The sequence below is a fragment of the Campylobacter sp. TJR-1 genome, from assembly GCF_032840035.1.
GTDB lineage: Bacteria > Campylobacterota > Campylobacteria > Campylobacterales > Campylobacteraceae > Campylobacter > Campylobacter fetus.
This window is the reverse complement of record NZ_JAWIZX010000005.1, coordinates 42,581-56,921: the sequence shown is the minus strand read 5'-3', so window position 1 is coordinate 56,921 and position 14,341 is coordinate 42,581. Positions and strand designations below refer to the sequence as shown.

19 protein-coding genes are annotated in these 14,341 nt (G+C 28.9%); all 19 read left to right on the top strand.

The features are described from left to right. The first annotated feature begins 1 nt into the window (after nt 1). From RVY88_RS06400 to RVY88_RS06310, 19 genes are read left to right on the top strand one after another with little or no spacing between them, the layout of a single operon-like run. Nucleotides 2-868, top strand: a complete 867-nt coding sequence (locus tag RVY88_RS06400; RefSeq protein ID WP_162167587.1) for a transketolase family protein — start codon at nt 2-4, stop codon at nt 866-868. Then, nucleotides 865-1,524: a class I SAM-dependent methyltransferase gene (locus RVY88_RS06395; protein WP_011732257.1), complete on the top strand. Its 660-nt coding sequence runs from the start codon at nt 865-867 to the stop codon at nt 1,522-1,524. The genes RVY88_RS06400 and RVY88_RS06395 overlap by 4 nt, the downstream gene beginning before the upstream one ends. A 6-nt stretch (nt 1,525-1,530) precedes the next feature. Next, complete coding sequence (locus RVY88_RS06390) at nt 1,531-2,235, top strand: O-methyltransferase (RefSeq protein WP_011732258.1); 705 nt, start codon at nt 1,531-1,533, stop codon at nt 2,233-2,235. Further along, entirely contained in the window at nt 2,235-3,299 is a 1,065-nt protein-coding gene (locus RVY88_RS06385) for a radical SAM/SPASM domain-containing protein (RefSeq protein ID WP_011732259.1), read from the top strand. The genes RVY88_RS06390 and RVY88_RS06385 overlap by 1 nt, the downstream gene beginning before the upstream one ends. Then, on the top strand, nt 3,296-4,360 hold the full coding sequence (locus tag RVY88_RS06380; RefSeq protein ID WP_011732260.1) for a radical SAM protein: 1,065 nt from the start codon (nt 3,296-3,298) through the stop codon (nt 4,358-4,360). The genes RVY88_RS06385 and RVY88_RS06380 overlap by 4 nt, the downstream gene beginning before the upstream one ends. Then, nucleotides 4,360-5,106 (top strand): class I SAM-dependent methyltransferase, encoded by a 747-nt coding sequence (locus RVY88_RS06375; protein WP_011732261.1) that lies wholly within the window; start codon nt 4,360-4,362, stop codon nt 5,104-5,106. Before RVY88_RS06380 ends, RVY88_RS06375 begins: the two co-directional genes overlap by 1 nt. Then, complete coding sequence (locus RVY88_RS06370) at nt 5,054-5,488, top strand: hypothetical protein (protein WP_052122007.1); 435 nt, start codon at nt 5,054-5,056, stop codon at nt 5,486-5,488. The genes RVY88_RS06375 and RVY88_RS06370 overlap by 53 nt, the downstream gene beginning before the upstream one ends. Beyond that, nucleotides 5,478-5,759, top strand: coding sequence for an NAD-dependent epimerase/dehydratase family protein (locus RVY88_RS06365; RefSeq protein WP_011732263.1), 282 nt, complete (start codon nt 5,478-5,480; stop codon nt 5,757-5,759). Before RVY88_RS06370 ends, RVY88_RS06365 begins: the two co-directional genes overlap by 11 nt. Further along, nucleotides 5,740-6,309: a sugar nucleotide-binding protein gene (locus tag RVY88_RS06360; RefSeq protein WP_116967916.1), complete on the top strand. Its 570-nt coding sequence runs from the start codon at nt 5,740-5,742 to the stop codon at nt 6,307-6,309. The genes RVY88_RS06365 and RVY88_RS06360 overlap by 20 nt, the downstream gene beginning before the upstream one ends. Beyond that, nucleotides 6,230-6,703 carry a WbuC family cupin fold metalloprotein gene (locus RVY88_RS06355; protein WP_080512725.1) on the top strand — a complete coding sequence of 158 codons (474 nt, stop codon included), beginning with the start codon at nt 6,230-6,232 and terminating at the stop codon, nt 6,701-6,703. Before RVY88_RS06360 ends, RVY88_RS06355 begins: the two co-directional genes overlap by 80 nt. Next, nucleotides 6,697-7,947 (top strand): class I SAM-dependent methyltransferase, encoded by a 1,251-nt coding sequence (locus RVY88_RS06350; RefSeq protein WP_162167625.1) that lies wholly within the window; start codon nt 6,697-6,699, stop codon nt 7,945-7,947. The genes RVY88_RS06355 and RVY88_RS06350 overlap by 7 nt, the downstream gene beginning before the upstream one ends. Continuing rightward, on the top strand, nt 7,938-8,624 hold the full coding sequence (locus RVY88_RS06345) for an SDR family oxidoreductase (RefSeq protein WP_011732266.1): 687 nt from the start codon (nt 7,938-7,940) through the stop codon (nt 8,622-8,624). The genes RVY88_RS06350 and RVY88_RS06345 overlap by 10 nt, the downstream gene beginning before the upstream one ends. 3 nt (nt 8,625-8,627) lie before the next feature. Continuing rightward, nucleotides 8,628-9,692 carry a radical SAM protein gene (locus RVY88_RS06340; protein WP_011732267.1) on the top strand — a complete coding sequence of 355 codons (1,065 nt, stop codon included), beginning with the start codon at nt 8,628-8,630 and terminating at the stop codon, nt 9,690-9,692. Continuing rightward, entirely contained in the window at nt 9,693-10,802 is a 1,110-nt protein-coding gene (locus RVY88_RS06335) for an FAD-dependent oxidoreductase (protein ID WP_011732268.1), read from the top strand. Nucleotides 10,803-10,816: 14 nt separating this feature from the next. Beyond that, entirely contained in the window at nt 10,817-11,551 is a 735-nt protein-coding gene (locus RVY88_RS06330; protein ID WP_042960477.1) for a TylF/MycF/NovP-related O-methyltransferase, read from the top strand. Between the two features lie 28 nt (nt 11,552-11,579). After that, nucleotides 11,580-12,209 (top strand): hypothetical protein, encoded by a 630-nt coding sequence (locus RVY88_RS06325; RefSeq protein ID WP_317051282.1) that lies wholly within the window; start codon nt 11,580-11,582, stop codon nt 12,207-12,209. Nucleotides 12,210-12,247: 38 nt separating this feature from the next. Beyond that, nucleotides 12,248-12,937: a hypothetical protein gene (locus RVY88_RS06320; RefSeq protein WP_317051281.1), complete on the top strand. Its 690-nt coding sequence runs from the start codon at nt 12,248-12,250 to the stop codon at nt 12,935-12,937. A gap of 16 nt (nt 12,938-12,953) precedes the next feature. Further along, nucleotides 12,954-13,316: a hypothetical protein gene (locus tag RVY88_RS06315; protein WP_057040812.1), complete on the top strand. Its 363-nt coding sequence runs from the start codon at nt 12,954-12,956 to the stop codon at nt 13,314-13,316. Then, nucleotides 13,288-14,283 carry a hypothetical protein gene (locus RVY88_RS06310; RefSeq protein WP_317051280.1) on the top strand — a complete coding sequence of 332 codons (996 nt, stop codon included), beginning with the start codon at nt 13,288-13,290 and terminating at the stop codon, nt 14,281-14,283. Before RVY88_RS06315 ends, RVY88_RS06310 begins: the two co-directional genes overlap by 29 nt. The last annotated feature ends 58 nt before the right edge of the window (nt 14,284-14,341 follow it).

The following is a 14,341-nucleotide window of genomic DNA, read 5'->3' as shown; positions in this document are numbered from 1 at the left end:
AATGAGAAATACATTAGCAAATGAAATTTATAAATACGCCACCAAAAATAAAGATTTTTTTCTAATAAGCGGAGATGCTGGGCTTGGCGTATGGGATGAATATCAAAAAGAGCTTCCTAATCAATTTATAAATCCCGGGATAAATGAAGCATTATGCGTAGGAATGGCTGCTGGAATGGCACTAAGCAGGAAAAAAGTAGTATATTATAATATAGCTCCATTTGTGATAATGCGTCCTTTCGAGCAAGTAAGAAACGATATTTGTTATCAAGAATTGCCCGTGATTTTAGTAGGTACTGGAGCCGGGATAACATACGCTCCATCTGGTATGACGCACTATAGCGTTGAGGATATAGCTCTTGCATTATCTTTACCGAATTTAGATATATACTCGCCAGCTAGTCCTCTTGAGGCAAAATTAGCATTTGAAAATGCTCTAAAATCAAAAAATCCAAGCTATATAAGAATAGAAAAATCTGGCGAGGTAGAAATACATAAAAATAATATAGATATAACAGATTTAAATTTTATTCAAATCGGCGGAGAAGATCTGATAATAGCGCACGGAAGCATAGTAAATGAATGCTTGGGTATCTCTAATGTAAGCGTTGCAACCGCACCTTTTATAAACTCTGCAAATAAGAATATTATAGATCAAATATCTAAATTTAGAAATATTTTTGTAGTCGAAGAGCATTTTAAATTTGGAGGTCTAGCTACATTTTTGCAAAGCAAAATAGATAAAAAAATTCATTCAATAGGACTGAAAAACCATTATATTCATGACATAGGAGATAGAAAATTCTTAAGAAAATTATATGGTTTGGACAAAAGCGCTATAGAAAAGCAAATAAAGGAGAATATATGAAAGAACTTGATATTTTCACAAATTTACATAAAAAAACCAGTAGAGAATATCTTCCTAGAATGTGCGATGATAAAGTAAATTGTATGATAAAAGCTAAAGAATTTGAAGCTGATTTTTGGGATGGAGATAGAAAATTTGGCTATGGAGGCTACAAATACGATGGTAGGTGGGAAGCAGTAGCTAAAAAATTAATAGAAATTTACGGATTAAAAGATTCAGATAAAGTGCTTGATGTTGGATGCGGAAAAGCATTTTTATTATATGAGTTAAAAAAGCTGCTTCCAAATTTACAAATTACCGGATTTGATATATCAAAATACGCATTAAAAAATGCAAAAGAAGAGGTAAAAGACTGTTTATTTTACCATGATGCAAAAGATGATTTTCCTTTTAAACAAGAAGAATTTGATCTTGCTATTTCGTTGACAACTTTGCATAATCTTAAAATTTACGATCTTAAAAATGCGCTACAAAACATAAATTTAGTCGCAAAAAATAAATTTATAGTAGTAGAAAGTTACCGAAATGAAAAAGAACTTTTTAATCTTGAATGCTGGGCGCTAACTTGTCAAAGCTTTTTTAGCAAAGACGAGTGGGAATGGCTATTTAAAGAATTCGGCTATAATGGCGATTATGAATTTATATATTTTGAGTAGGAATTTATGAAAGAATTTGATTTTTTTGAAAGAATGTATCCCAGTCAAGACGTAATGCTAGAACTTTATAATGAAGATAAAAAAATAGTAGATAAAAAAATATATGATATAGCTTGCAAATATTCTAATACTGAAAATAAAGATTTTGAATTTGAATTTCCGACCGAATTTCCAGGACAGCAATATATGGGAAGCGACTGTTTAGAAAGAAAATTGCAAGAATTTATACTAAAAATGATAAACGCAAACAACGCACTTGAGATAGGTACATTTGTAGGAGCTAGTACTATAAACATAGCTAAGTTTGTAAGCGGACAGGTTGATACTATAGAAAAATACGATAAATTCTATAATATAGCTAAGCGTAATATTGAAAAATCAGAAGTTAAAAATATAAATTTAATAAATGGAGATGCGATAGAAATTTTAAATTCAAATAAAATAGGAAATAACTACGACTTCATTTTTTTAGACGGAAATAAAGAAAACTATAAAGAATATTTTAAAATTGTAAAGCAAAAACTAAACAGGGGGGGGGTGCTAATGCTTGATGATGCATATTTTATGGGCGATATTTTGAATATCAAACCAGTGACACCAAAAGGCATTGGAGTAAAAAAATTTTTAGATTATATCAAAAATGACAAAGATTTTATTACTATGCTTTTACCTTTGCAATATGGTATCTTTTTAGCTATGAGAGTAAATTAATGGGTTTATTATATACAAAATACAAAATGTTCCACTATCCAAAAAAGATTGACTCTTTGAATACGGATGAGATATTGCCTCCTCTTCAAGTAAGAATCAAACCTACCAATGCTTGCAATCATGATTGTTGGTACTGTGCATATAAAGCTAGCAATCTTCAACTCGGAAAAGATATGATAGTTAAAGACTATATACCAAAAGATAAGATGTTTGAAATAATAGATGATCTTGATAGTATGGGTGTAAAAAGTATAACTTTTAGCGGAGGTGGAGAGCCTCTATCTTATAGATATATGACTGAAACTTTAGAAAAATTAAGCAAAACAAATATCAAATTTGCAAGCCTAACAAACGGTTCAAAACTAAATGGAGATATAGCAAATCTATTTTCTAAATTCGGAACTTGGTTGAGAGTAAGCATAGACGGATTTGATGATGAGAGTTATGCAAAATATAGAAATGTAAAAGTCGGAGAGTTTAGTAAAGTAATTAAAAATATGAGCGAGTTTAGTAAGTTAGGTGGAAAATGTTTATTAGGAGTGTCTATCATAATAGACAAACAAAACTCAAAACATTTAGAAAATATGGTTAAACTTTTTAAAGATATAGGAGTAAGAAGCATAAAACTAAGCCCTTGCATAACCCACAATGAGTCAAAGCTTACAAATGAATATCACAGTGAGTTTTTTGATCAAACAAAACAACTTTGCAAAAATATAACAACAAAATATAGCGATGATAGCTGTCAAATTTTTGACTCATATCACTTGCAATTAGAAACTTTTAATAAAAACTATGAATGGTGCCCGTATCTCCAAATCTGCCCGGTTATAGGAGCAGATCAAAACGTATATGCATGTCACGATAAAGCTTACAATCTTGATACTGGACTATTATTTAGCATAAAAAATCAAGGTTTTAAATATGGTTGGTTCAAAGATAAAAAACAGTTTTTTAGAATAAGACCTTGTAAAGACTGCAACCATCACTGCGTGGTGGATGAAAAAAATAAAATACTACTTGAATACTTAAATATAGACAAAAAACACTTGGAGTTTGTATGAAAAATATTATTTATAGTAAATACAAAATGTTCCACTATCCAAAAAAGATTGACTCTTTGAATACGGATGAGATATTGCCTCCTCTTCAAGTAAGAATCAAACCTACCAATGCTTGCAATCATGATTGTTGGTACTGTGCATATAAAGCTAGCAATCTTCAACTCGGAAAAGATATGATAGTTAAAGACTATATACCAAAAGATAAGATGTTTGAAATAATAGATGATCTTGATAGTATGGGTGTAAAAAGTATAACTTTTAGCGGAGGTGGAGAGCCTCTATCTTATAGATATATGACTGAAACTTTAGAAAAATTAAGCAAAACAAATATCAAATTTGCAAGCCTAACAAACGGTTCAAAACTAAATGGAGATATAGCAAATCTATTTTCTAAATTCGGAACTTGGTTGAGAGTAAGCATAGACGGATTTGATGATGAGAGTTATGCAAAATATAGAAATGTAAAAGTCGGAGAGTTTAGTAAAGTAATTAAAAATATGAGCGAGTTTAGTAAGTTAGGGGGGGGGTGTATGTTAGGGGTTAGTTTTATCATAGACGACAAAAACTACTCTCATATATATGATGTTTTACACTTATTTAAAGATATAGGAGTAAGAAGCGTGAAATTAAGTCCTTGCATAGTATCAAATGATGCTGCTAAAAATAATGAATATCATAGTAAAATATTTGATAATGTTCAAAAAGAGATATATAAGTCTATGAATTTAACCGACGGCAACTTTGAAATTTACAATTCATACCACCTTTTAGATACTAAATTTAAAAAAGATTACGACTGGTGCCCAATGCTGCAAATTCTTATGGTTATAGGAGCAGATCAAAACGTATATGCATGCCAAGATAAGGCTTATAATCTTGATAGCGGACTATTATTTAGCATAAAAAATAGAAGCTTTAAAGAGGCATGGAGTGCAGACAAAAGTAGTTTTTACAAAATCAAGCCGTGTAAAGTATGCAATCATCACTGCGTATCAAATGAAAAAAACAAGATCTTGCTTGAATATCTAAAAGATGATAAAGATTATATGGAGTTTGTATAGTGGAAAATGAATTTACTCAGTTTTACAAAGAGCATAATATATCTCCAGTATCGCAAGATTTAAGTGATATAAATCTACATTTAAAAAGAAGAGCGAATTTATATCAAATGCTAGGAATAGATAAAAGATTATTTAAAAATAGAGATGTTTTAGAAGTGGGTCCAGGAAGCGGATTTAATAGTATTTGTTTTTGCAAATGGGGAGCAAATTTGGATTTAGTAGAACCAAACGATAAAGGCAGAAAAGAGATAAGTCAAAATCTAAATGGTTATAAATTTAGGCTTTATGATGACTTTATAGAGAACTTTGTAAGTAGTAAAAAATATGATTTTGTTATAGCAGAAGGCTTTTTACCAAGCCTTAATAATTCTAAAGATATACTATCTTCTTTGATAAAACTTGTAAAAAAAGATGGTATTTTAGTAACTACTTGCATAGATGAGTTTTCTCATTTTTACGAAGACCTAAGAAGAATCACAGGTTTTATTTTAATTCGAAATTTAGAGTATTTTGATGAAAGAGTAAAAATTCTTTGTAAAGCTTTTAAATCACATTTAAGTTCTTTAAAATTTGCATCTAGACCTATAGAGGACTGGGTAAGCGATGTAGTGCTAAATCCAGTAAACGATAATAAATTTTTAAGTATAAAAAACTATATAAAAATTATTGATAAAATCACAAACGGGGGGGGGTATGGAGCTAATTGCGGTAAATCCTTGTCTGGTTTCGAATTTAAGCTGGTATAAGGATATAAATTACTCTTACAAAAATGAATTTAAAAATAAATTTGATAGAAAAAAACATATTTTACTTGATACATCTTGGGGTGATTTTGATAGAGAAACTGATAAAAATAACCGGTTGCAAAAAGAGCTGCTTGAATTTAGACGGGCTATTAAGATTTATAAATTAGGAGAATGCAAAATTGATAAAATAGTCGAAATATTAACTAAAATATGCAACAATAATGCCGATTTACCAACAAGTTTTATAAAATGTATAAATGAAGTGCTAGAACTTCTTAATAAAGATTTCGACTGGAAAGACCTATCAAATGCTGAAAATTTTCGCACTAGCTGGGGTAGAGGTCAGCAATATGTTAGTTTTAGGAAAGCGTATGATATTTAGTGGTTTACGAGGAAAAATAGGAGCAGATCTCATAAATTTATATACTAAAAAAATATTTAATCGAGATTATTTTGAATTAGATTTCAGCATCGAAACAACATCAAAAACCATAATTCATATGGCTGCTTGTTCAAATATCAATAAAAATAAAAAAATTATAAATTCAAACATAAGGTATCTAAATAAAGTAATTAATTACGCAAATAAAAATAAAATAGAAAATTTTATTTTTTTCTCAGCTGTGTCAGTTTATGGCAGGGGGGGGGTATAATGAGATAGATGAAAACTCACCTCTATACAACCCAAATATATATGGGATTAGTAAACTTATAGGTGAGGAAATGTTAAGACAAAGCGGAATAAAAAGAGTTTTATGCTTGAGACTACCTACGGTTTTAAGTGTATCTGATAATGGAAGCTTCCTATTTAAGTGGCTAAATAGTGCTATACATAACAGAGATATTACCGCATTTAATATGCAAAATAAATTTAATAATTTTATTAGTATAAATTCTCTGTTTGATTTTATTTTCAATATTAAACTATATGATGGTTTTGATATTATAAATTTAGGTAGCAGCGGCAATTTAAGTATTTATGAATTTATAGAATACTTAAAACAAAAAACAAACTCAAAATCTAATTTAAAAGACTTAGGTAAAAACAGTTTTTTTAGCCTGAATTTATCAAAAGCTGCTATAAAATATGGATTTTGTCCACTTAGTAGCGAACAAAGTATAGATGAATGGTTACAAAATAGATATGAAAGATTTTATAAACTTCGAACAAGACCAAAAAGCTCTAACTCCATCTTTTTTTAGTGGGGATAGCGGAATTATCAATAAAGACGATATAGAAAATTTAAAAACATATGCATTAAACAATAAAACAACGGCAAGATTAAATCTTTTTAGCTCAAGTGACGATATACTTCAGTATATGCTTATTTGTCACCCAAGCAAAAAAGATATAAAGTGTAAAAAATTTAAAAATCAAACTTCTATATATACCATAATAGAAGGTGAGATTGAGTTTAATTTGTATGACAATGATCTAAATTTAGAAAAATCATTTATATTGGGAAAATATAATTTTAGTATCAGAATTCCAAAAAATAAATTCTATAAATTTATTATGAAGAGTGATTTAGCTGTATTTATAGAGATGAGAAATGGACCATATATAAAAGAAAATAAGGTAGAATTATCATGGTAAAAAATATAATTTATGATATAAAAAATTGCAGAATTTGCTCAAGTCTAGTAAAAAAAGTATTAGAGTTAAAAAAAAGCCCATTAGGTGATGCCTTTTGTAAAGATAAGCAACTATCAAAAAAACATGAGCTTTTGAATGTAGATCTTTGCTTTTGCCATAAATGCAGTCAAATACAATTAAGCCAAATCATAGAACCAAATGAAATTTATACAGAAAATTACTTATATAAGACAAGTGTCTCAATTGGACTTAAAGAACATTTTATAAAATCTACCAAAGAAATTATAGAAGAAGCCGATATCGATAAAGGTTTTGTAGTTGAGATAGGAAGCAATGAAGGATTTATGCTAGAAGCGTTTAAAAATAAAAAATTCGAAGTATTGGGTATAGATCCAGCAACACCTGCTGCGAATTTAGCAAATAGCCGAGGTATAAATACTATAAATAACTTCTTTACATATGAACTTGCTAAACAAATTATACAAGAATATAAAAGTGCAGATATAATATTAGCAAATAACGTATTTGCTAATATTCCGGATATCAATTCAATTATGCAAGCAGTAAATGAATTATTAAATGATAATGGTGTATTTGTCGTAGAAACATCCTATGCTTTGTCTGTTTTGCAAAACAATCTTATTGATACAATTTATCACGAGCATATTAGTTATCTTACTCTTACATCCATCAATAACTTGTCTGCAATGCATGGACTTAGAGTTTTCAAATCAAGCATCAATAATTCAAAAGGGGGTAGTTTAAGGGTTTATATATGCAAAAAAAATGCTAAATTTAAAAATACCTCTGATTTAGAAAATATCTTAAATAATGAAAAAAAGCTATTTTTAGATAAAAGTCTATTTATAAATTTTACAAATAGATTAAATAAATTTAAGCTTGTAGTACAAAATTTAGCAACTAAAATAAAATCAGAAGAAAAACTTTGTGTATATGGGGCAAGCATGGGTTGTATTATGATGTGTGAACAGTTTGAGCTTGGAGAAAAGATAGATTATCTCATAGATGACAATGAACTTAAGATAGGAAAATTTAGTCCTAGCCGCGCCATAGAAGTAAAATCAAGCGAGTTTTTACTGCAATCAGGGGTAAAAAATGTGATAAATTTTGCATGGCGTTTTTGTGAGCCTATAAAACAAAAAAATAAAAAATTTTTAGAAAATGGCGGTACAATTTATAATATAAATTTAAAAGACTTGAGGATAGATAAAATATGCCTATAATATTTGCATTTGGAGCTAGCAAAGGTATCGGTTCTGTTTTTTGCAAAAAAGCGATAGAAAAAGGATATAAAATAGTACTTTTTGCTAGAACTAATCCTTATGATATAAAATCAGACTTTGTAAGTGTTGATTTTTTAAATGAAGATGATTTTTTGATGAAGCTAAATTTAAAAATAACTGAATATAAGACCATAGATCATTTGGTATTCTCTCAGAAATATCGCGGTGAGCCTAACTTGGATAAAGAAATAACATTAAACATAAAAACTATCATAAACACCATTGAATGCATAAAAAATAAACTAACAAAAAGCATAGTTATGGTTAGTTCAAGTGCAGCTAGATTAGTGACCAAAACTCAAGGCGTAGAGTATCACGTAGCAAAAGCCGGTGTTGAAAGCTTAGTTAGATACTATGCTGTAAATCTTGATAAAATACGAGTAAATGCGGTTTCTCCAACAGTAACAATTAAACCAGAAAACATGGAGTTTTATAAAAATAACCCAAAATTAGTCAAACAGTATGAGCAGATATATCCTCTACAAAAAATGCCAGAAGCATCTGATATTGCAGAAGCGATTCTTTGGCTGCTTAATGCACCTTTTATAAATGGTGAAGTTATAAAGATTGATGCCGGAGTAAATTTACTAGAAATAGAAACATTGATAAAAAGGTAGACAATGCTTAAATTTAAAGTTCCATTAGCAGATCAAGTGCAATATGACACTATGTTACAAAATGGATTTAAAACATATCCTAAAAGATATGAAAATTATAAAAAATATTTAAAGAATAAAAGATCTATAAAACCTGATTTTATGCCGATAAAAGCTGATATAGAAAATGTTAGCAGGTGTAATTTTAGATGCTCACATTGCATGGCTTCAACATATACAAGCTATAAAGGCAGAGCAAATGATTTAGACTTTGGTGAATATAAAAAATTTATAAATGAACAATACGGGTTAATAGAAATAAAAATTCAAGGAGTTGGAGAACCATTTTTAGACAAATATTTCACAGATATGGTGAAATATGCAAGCGATAGATATATTTGGGTAAGAACAACTAGCAATGGCAGCTTATTACATAAAAATGATAATTATAAAAGAATTATAGATGCAAATGTAGGAGAGCTGCAAATTAGTATCGATGGAGCCAATGCAGAAATATTTGAAGCTATAAGAATAGGTGGGAAATTTGATAGAGTTACAAAAAACTGTATTTTGCTAAATGAATATGCAAACGAAGCTACTTCAAATTTAAAAACTAGGATGTGGTCAGTTTTACAAAATAGAAATTTCCATCAATCTAAAGATCTTATCAGGTTAGCCAAAGATCTTGGATTTAAAAGAATTACTCTAAGTATCGAACTAAGAGGATGGGAAGGTTATGATGAACTTAATAAATTTGCAAGTGCTCAAAAAGTAAACAAAGTAACACAAGAATGGTTAAACGAATTAGATTTATACGCAAATAAGATAGGGATAGAGCTTACCTTTTGGTATGCCACTGCTAGATTTAATAAAACAAATCCTTGTTTTTGGCCATTTGAACGGTTCTTATTAAGCAGTGATAAATTTATTGTTCCATGTTGCACTATATGCGATCCGTCTGTTTACAAATATGGGCATATAGATAATTTTAATGAGATTTGGTTTAATGGGGGGGGGTTAATGGAATTTCGAAAAATGCATCTTGATGGAAATATACCAGATATTTGTAAAAATTGTTATGGAGATTAAATGAAAAAGGCTATTATAATAGGCGGAGGATTTGCAGGGTGTACTGCTGCATATTTTTTGAAAAATAAAGGATTTGATGTAACGATATTTGAAGCTAGCAATGAGTTAGGAGCCGGGATAAGAACTCATTTTTACAAAGGGCATCCTTACACATTTGGACCTCATCACTTACTTATAGACATAAATGACGGATGGGCGATTGATTATTTTAAAGGTTTTTTAGATCTTAGGCAACTTACTCATCAGGTATTAACCACACCTTATGGAGAAAATAGTTTTTATAATTATCCACCAGTTAAAAGCGATATCGACACATTTAAAAATAAAGAACGAATTTATAGAGAACTTAAAGAAAGAAACACTAAAGCTAAACCAAAAAATTTAGAAGAATACTGGGAAAATTCTATAGGTAATACACTATACAATATGTTTGTAAATAGCTATTCAAAAAAAATGTGGAATATAAAAAACAATACGGAGCTAGATGAAGATTTATGTTTTTCGGTAAAAAAAGAACCTTTAAGAAATAAACCTGGAGATTATTTTAGCGGAGCTATTTATAACGCATACCCAACCAATCTAGATGGATATAATATATATTTTGATAAATGCGTGTATGGCGTTAAAGTACAACTCAATACAAAAATATCTAAATTCGATTTAGAAAATAAAACTATATGGATAGACGAGCAAAAGTATAATGCAGATATAATAATTTCAACTATATCGTTAGATGATTTATTTGAATATCACTACGGAGAATTGAAGTACATGGGTAGAGACTTTATGAAGATATTATTACCTGTTGAAAGAATAACTCCTGAAGGATACTACTTTTTATATTATGCCGGAGACGAGCCATATACTAGGATAGTTGAATATAAAACTCTAACCGGTTATAAATCGAAAGATACTCTAATAGGAATAGAGATACCATCAAACTCAAATAGACTATATCCATATCCAACAAAAGCAGAGGTAGAGAGAGCGTATAGATACAAAAATCTTATACCAAAAGATGTTTATAGCATAGGTAGACTTGGAGAATATAAATATAAAGATATGTACTGGATACTAAAAGATATAAAAGAAATTATGAATCAAATTTGAAAAAGGATAAAAAAATGAATGAATTTAAAAAAGATGCTGATGGTATATACGAAAAATACTATCAAACAGATTTTTCAAGCTGGGACAAACAAGCAGAAATCAACTACAACAACAATGAAATTAGACAAAAAGGAAGAAGTGAATTTTTTGCAACCGCTTTTGACTTTATGAGTGCAAATGAAATAAAAGGTGATTATCTAGAATTTGGTTGCCATAAAGCAAGAACTTTTAGAATGGTACTAAGCGAAGCAAGAAGAAAAAATTATGAATTTATGAGATTTTTTGCCTTTGATAGTTTTGAAGGCCTGCCGGAAGTGAACGGTATAGACAAACTTGGAGTACAATTCAAAAAAGGAGATTTAACTACATCTGAAGAAAAATTTTGGGAACTTATAAATAAGCATGGATTATTTATAGATAAAATTCAAACTATAAAAGGATTTTATGAAGATAGTTTAAATAATGAGCTTTTGTTAGATTTAAAACATAAAGATGTAAAAGCAAGTCTTATTTATATAGATTGCGACCTTTATACTAGCTCAAAAACAGTGCTTAATTTTATAGCGCAATCTAATTTTCTTCAAGACGGCACAATTATAGCATTTGATGATTGGGATTTATATAGAGCAAATCCAAATAAAGGACAAAGAAAAGCCTTTGAAGAATTCAAAGAACAAATAAGCGGGGGGGGGTCGAATGGCAATTTGAAGAGTGGAGAAAATTTAATTCAGCTTCGACTAGCTTCATAGCTCAAAAAATAGATTAAAGGATGTAAAAATGCTAGATATAGGTTATTATAGAGAACAAGAGAATGCTGCAAAAACAAATTGCCCAAACTGGATGATATATGAAACAAACAATTTAGATGTATTTGAAAAAACCGGTTTTCCAGTTAGAATAAATAATTTTCAACAAACCTATATGATGATGGACTCAATGAATGATTCGCTTTTTGATGAATATATGCAAGAATTTGGAGGATTTAACGAAGATGAGTTAAATGAGTTTTTACATGCATTAAAATCACATATTGATTATCAAAGAAATGCCTATCCACAAAAAGATCACTTTTTACCCCTTGATACTATGATAAGTGCATTTAGTATAAAAAAGAAGTTATTTAATTTAGATCCAAATTTAAAAAGTTTACTGGAAATTGGCAGTGGAGCAGGAGCATTTAGTTTTTTTGCTCATAATTTAGAAAACTATACTCAAATTGAAGCTTGCGAAAGCTTCTATATACTTCAAAGTGCTATAAATTTTTATTTATTTAAAGATAAATTTAAAGAAGAAGTGTTTGAAAAGCAAAACAATAACTATTTCTCCAGTTTAAACGAAACAAATAAAGACTACGTAGAAATAAAAAATATTGGGGGGGGGTCAGCCATTTTCCATACTGGAAACTAGCTAAAGTTTACTCTAAAAAAGAGGAATTCGATATGGTTATGTCAAATGCCAACCTAGTTGAATTTTCAACTAGAGCACTTAATGATTATTTAAGTATTATAAACAATATTCTAAAAAATGATGGTATATTCTTTGTGCAATGCTTCGGGGGTACAGTCTTGCGAGATACAAATATAGCATTTGAAGCTTTGTATAATCATGGGTTTTCACCTTTATTTATAGTACATCCTTGGCATTTTGATATCAACCAAATAAAAGACGATATAGCAGATAAAATAAAACAAAAATATGATAAAATAGCTCTATATCCGGGTGGGAATCATAGTCAAATATTTAGTACCTACTTCAATAACTATATTATTTGCGATGATAAGAATGAGATATATAGCAAAATATCTAGCATAAAAGATAACAGAGCTGTTTTTATAACATCATATGACAAAAATATAATAAAAAGCGGTATTGAACAATGCAAAAAATCAGGATTAAAGTATCACACTATAAATGAATTAGTTAGCATGCCATTTACTAAGTCAAATGCAGCTTTTGTAAAAAATGGTCATCCGTTATTTAAAAAGTATTATAATAAAGAAAATTATTATAATACTTTAACAAATTATGATGAAGATAGCCTAGAAAGAATTTCATTATGGAAGCAGAAAAAAAATAAAAAAATATATTCAAAGCAAGAAATAGTTTATAAATTTAAAGATAAATTTTCAAATTAAAGAGAACAAAAAATATATGAAACATTACATATACCCAAACGGTAAAGTTGGACAAGATATAAAAAGAATACTTGAAAAAACAGGTTTTGATAAAGAATTTATAGAAGTAAATGATGAATTTGTAAAGAACAACCATAAAGAAATGCAAGATGGAATAGTTCTCATATCATCGCAAAAATACTACTTTGATATAGCAAAAAAATGCACTAAATTTGATTTGAAATATACAAATGGAATAAAATTTGCGGCTGATATTTTAAATAAATTTATACTTGCAATTAGCCCTATGAATAAAAATATCGGGGTAATATTAGCAGGTCCTGCCGGAAATAAACACCGAGGAAATGTACTTGCTTATTTACGTAGGGGGGGGGTATAAGCTATTTTTCTTTGCTTCTAGCGAACAACAAATTAACGACTCAAAAGATCAAATACAAAACGAATGGGTAGTGTGGCTTTATGAAAGAGAGATATTTAAATATCTAAATTCATTTAGCATAGCCATACAAGAAAATGCTGAAATATTTTCTCCGGATGTAACTACTATTTTTATAGAACACACTATCTCTTTATATGATAATAAATTCATAAACTTAAAATTGTACAAATTACAATCATTTAGGTATATTATGAACTCCGACTTTATAGTCATTTCATCAAAACAAGACTATGATTATATACAAAATCTCTCAAAAGAGATATTTGGAAGCGAAGATATGTCACACAAGCTACTTAAGTTTGGAAATCCGAGTCTAGAACAAAGCATATTATCTTACGGAGATTTCAAAAAAACAGAGAAAAAAGTCGTATTATTATCGTTCAACATCATTACATATGAAAATCCAAATTCCATTATCAAACTTATAGACGCTCTTTTGCAAAAAGATATAGAGGTATATTTTAGACCTCATCCTGTTTTAAAAGAACATAGTATTTCAATATATATTAAAAATAAGTATGAAAATGATAGAAATTTTATATTTGATAGTACTGTAAAATTCTCAAATGAACTAAAATCAAAAGTTACGACTATAATATCAGATGTGAGTTCCATGGCTCACACATTTCCGCTTACAACGCTAAAACCAGCTATCATATATATAGATGATGAGTCTAATTTTTATCAAAATATTGATGAAATTGTAAGAAATCCTATTCAAATTCATGCCAAAAATCCAAGCGAATGTATTGAATTAATAAAAAAAATATACAATAATCAAGATATCTTTAAAAGCGATATATCGTCTTTTAGATCCAAAAATATTTATAACGATATAGACTCTCAAGACAGTACGTCTAAAAAAATAGCAAATTTTATAGATGAAATAATCAGACTAAAACATTAAAAAATATATCTATTGAACGATATACTATAAATTTTTAATTGAAATTAAAGTATACTAA